This is a genomic window from Psychrobacter sp. (genome assembly GCF_036731945.1).
GTDB lineage: Bacteria > Pseudomonadota > Gammaproteobacteria > Pseudomonadales > Moraxellaceae > Psychrobacter.
On record NZ_DAINDI010000043.1, the window covers coordinates 297 to 5,434 of the forward strand.

Below are 5,138 nucleotides of genomic sequence, written 5' to 3' on the forward strand. Positions count from 1 at the left end.
TACTTCGACCATTGGGCGGACATTTTCTAAAACTTCTTCAAAGAAAGCGACTGGATCTTCGATGTTGCGCTTTTGACCTACTGTCTCAAGAGCACCATAAACAATACGCTCAGCAGTAGATTTTTTACCATGACTCATGACATGGTTGATGAATTTTGCAACAGTTTGGCTACCAAACTTAGGATCCGGTAGGATCTCACGGGCAGCAACGACGCGACGTCTTGGCATAATAATAATCCTTTTCTTCAGGAGTGTCTGACATTCACAATCTCGCACCAATTACATATTGGATGGCGTTATATCGAGTTGTCAGTCAGCCTTACTGCATGGCGGTATGTTATAGCGTCAATTAATAACTTAAAAATACGGCTAACACCAGCCCCATGCACAGTTAATGGGTGATACAAATCAGCTTATTTAATAGCAATTAGCTATTAAACTTTAGGCTTCTTCGCACCATATTTAGAACGACCTTGCTTACGGTCTTTTACGCCTGCGCAGTCAAGTGCACCGCGGACGGTGTGATAACGTACACCTGGTAGATCTTTTACACGACCACCACGGATAAGAACAACACTGTGCTCTTGTAGGTTATGACCTTCACCACCGATGTAGCTTGATACTTCATAGCCTGAAGTCAAACGTACACGACATACTTTACGCATGGCTGAGTTAGGTTTTTTAGGGGTAGTAGTATATACACGAGTACATACACCACGGCGTTGTGGGCACGCTTCCAACGCAGGAACTTTTGACTTTTCCTTGATGGTTTTGCGACCTTTACGAATCAATTGGTTAGTTGTTGCCATAAGGCATCCTTCTCCCGTTTGGTATAAAACAAAAAAATGGGCCAATGCGCCAGCAATCTGACATTAACGACAGATTTCGGAACACCCATTTTTAGGACAGTGTATTATAAAGAGTTGTTGCTGCTATTTCAACCACTTATGAGCGGTTGTCCTTTACAACATTCGATAGATGTGCATGAGCAAAGATTGTAGCAGACTTAACGGTAAGCAACAGATTTTAAGATGAGCAATTGTTTCATTGCAAGATGGTAAAATCGATGTTTCCTATTAATGGAGTTGGTTGTTTATTTTTCAAGGCAAAATTTGAATTTTAGATACTTTTTTAGCCTTAAGATACCTTCATAAAAAAGTCATATTTATAAAAAAGGCATAAGCCGATTTATATCAGCTTCTGCCTTCATACAGTAAATTATAGTTAAACCGCTATAGACTAAAACGTTAATCTTTTTTACTTGCCTGAGCTTTTTTGTAGTTTTCATCTACTGATTCTTCATCGGTGGTTTTAGACACAGGTTCTGATGCGGCTTTTATTTCGCTTTCTGTTTGGTCAGCTTTAGATTTATCGTCGTCAGCCTTGGATTTGTTGTTTTCAGCTTTGGCCTTATCGTCTTTTGCCTTATTTGTGTCCTCTTTTTCATTGTCAGATTTAGGGCTTTGCTCTTCATTCTTACTGTCGGTGTTCTTCTTCACCTGCGCTTCGCTACTGCTATCGTCGGTAATGGCACGGTTAGCAAGTTTGGCTTCTGGTGCAAATGTCGCTTGTGCCACGCCAATCACTTCATCAATCAGCTGACTGTTGTAACGCATACCAACAATGACCGCAGTGGCCGGTAGAAAACGGCGTACCCATAATAAGTTGATGTTATCTAAGTTAATGCCAATTTGGCTGGCAATATTATCTACTTGTTCGGCATAAAAATTGACGTTTTTATTTTTTAGACCAAGGTTTTTAAGCTCGTTATGCAAACCATTGCTTTGCGCATTATCAAGCAAGCCTTTACCAATACCAATACCCGCTAATAAAGCCTGCTTCTCTTGCATTTTGCTCAAATCGGCACTTGCCAGTAATTCATAAGCCATTTTGACGCCTTGCTTACCAGTCAATGGCTTATTATAAATAGCGCCTAGCTGATAAACGGTACGTAATGAAACAAGTAACAACCACAGAGTATCAGCAAGTAAGCCTGGTAGGCCTGCTAATCCTGTTAAGCCGCCCAATGTCGCCAAAGCACGGTTTTGATTGGCAATATCCGTTGCTAGAGCATAACGTTCTTCGTCATCTAAGTTTGCGATATTGGCAAAGCGATGCTGATTTGGCAGGTCAATCTGACTCCAATTGGACGCAAGCTTGGCAATCTGCGCAAAAGCACCATCGACCGTCGAATCAAACAGACTGTTTGGCACTATTTTTTTGGCATACTTGCCATAAGTAGCAAAGCGCGTACCTAATAACTGCTGGGTGGCTTTTAAGGTTTGCTCGCGAAATAAATCCTGCTGATAGTCTTCATCGCCGAGATTGACTGCCTTAAATTGGCGAGGTTTGCCGCTTTTGGCATTGACACTATCAATCATTGCGCCCATGCGTTCTAAATTACTACGAGTAAACGAGCCAACGCTGCTGATGCCTTTATATAGAGTGCTACGCTTTGCCATCTTTATATCCTTAATATGATGAATGAATGTTTGTTATTAATATTATTTATAAGAACTTTTAATAAGAGCCTTTTATAAGAACTTTGCAAATTGATTGCCATTTTAGCCAATGCTAACGATTACTGTCAGTGCCTACAATGTTATCACTCTCGTCAATTTTGTATCTAAAAGTATCACCTATTTTAAACCGCCAACAGCCTTAGCATATATTAAACGCGCCTTAGCTAACAATGGTTTGTACTACTTTAACAAAAAACTTTACTGCCATTGCTGCTGTAGCGTGGCCAAAAAACTCAGCCAGTTGCGATAAGAAGGCTGTTTAAAAATAAAGACCATTTTGTCGTTATTTTACACTTACGCCAAGATTTTAAACCGTCGATACGTTATTATATGCCATTACTCAAAGTACAGTTGTACTTTTATTTATCGAACAGCATTTAAGCAGCCTATTGTAGGTTTTTGCGCACTAAAATGGCTGTCAAATAAGCATTTAAAAGCGATTATTAAAGGTCATTATCAAAAAATCGTTACTCATAAGGAATAGAATATGCGCCGCGTTGTTATCACTGGAGCAGGGATTGTCTCTTGTATCGGACATGATTTGGCGACTGTCACCGATGCTCTTAAACAAGGGCGCTCAGGTATTACGTTCAATGAATCGTATGCTGAGCACGACTTTAAATCACAGGTTAGCGGTAGTATTGATCAAGCAGAACTTGATACCTCGGGCATTGACCGTAAATTGAAGCGTTTTTTTAGTGATGCCAGTCTCTACGCTTATGTCAGCGCGTTAAACGCCATTGAGCAATCAGGCTTGCCCCTTGAAACCATTAACAATAACCCGCGCGTGGGTGTGGTCGCAAGCTCGGGCGGTGCATCAACTGAAAACATCGTCAATGCCGTCGATGCGATGCGTGAAAAAGGTTTGCGCGGTGTCGGTGCGATGGCAGTACCAAAAACCATGGGCAGCTCGGTATCAGCGGCACTGGCAACAGGGTTAAAAATCCAAGGTATCTCCTACTCTTTAACCTCCGCGTGCGCAACGTCGACGCATTGTATCGGTCATGCCGCCGAACTTATCCAACTTGGCAAAGCCGATGTCATACTTGCTGGCGGTAGTGAAGCGGAACATTGGACACAGTCGTGTATGTTTGATGCGATGGGTGCGGTCAGTACGCAGTATAATGACACGCCAACTCTTGCTTCTAGAGCCTACGATAAAGACCGCGATGGCTTTGTGATTGCCGCAGGCGGGGCGATGGTGGTGGTTGAAAGTCTTGAGCACGCCCAAGCGCGCGGTGCCAATATCTTGGCTGAAATCGTCGGTTATGGCGCCAGCTCTGATGGTGCTGAAATGGTCGCCCCAAGTGGTGAAGGTGCGGTCCGCTGTATGCAACTCGCCCTTGCTGAAGCAGGTTTAGAGAGCGTTGACTACATCAATAGTCACGGTACCAGTACGCCGTTAGGGGATGTGACTGAGCTTAATGCCATTGCCAAAGTGTTTGGTGATGATGTCAGTCGAGTCCCTGCTATCAGCTCAACCAAATCAATGACCGGCCATAGCTTAGGTGCCGTCGGTGCGCAAGAATTGATTTATTGCTTATTGATGCTGCAAGAAGGCTTTATTGCCCCAAGTATCAATATTACAGAATTAGACCCTGCTGCCAAAGACTTTGACATTGTCACTGAAAAGCGTGACGTTGAGCTTAAAACGCTTATGAGCAATAGCTTTGGCTTTGGCGGTACTAACGCCACTCTTATTATTAAAAAGTTTGTTGCTTAACCATGCCTCTAGCACCGCCTGTTAAAACTGAGCAGTCAGCATCTGCCCTATCGCCAGCTACTTACCCTAGCTGGCGTTTTGGTGGGCTAACTGCTGCCGAATTAATGCCCCATCTACAGCGTTACTTATATGTCCAAAATCCTAATGTAAATTGGCAGCTGGTTTGGCTGAATAACGACGGAGGACCTGTGATTGGTTTATTACCAAAAATGAACTGGTCGGTTTTTTATCCTACTGATGATGTAGCAAACTCTAATAGGCCAGCGCCTATTTATAAAGTTATAAGAACTTGCCGTGGTGGTTTAGATAGCCATGATAAAAACGATCAAGCGATTACTAGCGCCTATATGAGTTATAGCGACTGGCAAGAGGATTTAATTGCTTATAGTCAGGCTTATGAGGCAGATGATCACGGTATCTTCTCAGAGCTAGCAGCGCAGCCTTGTGCCGCCTTAGGGCATTATGATATTTATCTAACGCCAAATGCTGAACAAGCGAGCTGGCAGCTCACTATAAAAGACAGCGTCACTGATACTGATAACGAACAAAAAGGCGTACTGGTTAAAACGCTTATCTCATATTTAGATATATTGGATAAGGAATTATCTAACCAAGCTTTAGAAAAACCAGCACTTGTAACGTCCTATAAAACCACGCCTTTATTACTAAATGCACAATGGAGTAAGCGAGATTATCAGCAAGTCTTTGATAAAACGCAATCCTACCTGCAACAAGGTGATTGCTATCAAATCAATCTCACCCAAGCATGGCAAGGCGCTTTTAATACTCCCAGTGATAATGGTAGCGGAGTAAAACTGATTGATTACTTACCTGCCCTACATCGTAATACCCAAGCGCCGTTTGCAGGGTATTTAGCGGTTAATCATATTGAT

3 protein-coding genes and 2 pseudogenes are annotated in these 5,138 nt (G+C 42.6%); 2 read left to right on the forward strand and 3 right to left on the reverse strand.

Annotated elements, in window-relative coordinates:
• The 3 genes and pseudogenes from V7D75_RS09645 to V7D75_RS09655 form a co-directional block, all read right to left on the reverse strand.
• A pseudogene (locus V7D75_RS09645) lies at positions 1–228 on the reverse strand (30S ribosomal protein S7); the annotation flags it as partial.
• A gap of 206 nt (positions 229–434) precedes the next feature.
• Positions 435–809: a 30S ribosomal protein S12 gene (gene rpsL, locus V7D75_RS09650; RefSeq protein WP_011281154.1), complete on the reverse strand. Its 375-nt coding sequence runs from the start codon at positions 807–809 to the stop codon at positions 435–437.
• Positions 810–1,247: 438 nt separating this feature from the next.
• The gene (locus V7D75_RS09655; RefSeq protein ID WP_333614391.1) at positions 1,248–2,462 is read right to left on the reverse strand and encodes an EcsC family protein; all 1,215 of its coding nucleotides are present in this window, start codon (positions 2,460–2,462) and stop codon (positions 1,248–1,250) included.
• A gap of 547 nt (positions 2,463–3,009) precedes the next feature.
• Here V7D75_RS09655 and V7D75_RS09660 point away from each other — a divergent pair.
• The gene (locus V7D75_RS09660; RefSeq protein WP_333614392.1) at positions 3,010–4,245 is read left to right on the forward strand and encodes a beta-ketoacyl-ACP synthase II; all 1,236 of its coding nucleotides are present in this window, start codon (positions 3,010–3,012) and stop codon (positions 4,243–4,245) included.
• Between the two features lie 2 nt (positions 4,246–4,247).
• Positions 4,248–5,138, forward strand: a pseudogene (locus V7D75_RS09665) (anthranilate synthase component I family protein); the annotation flags it as partial.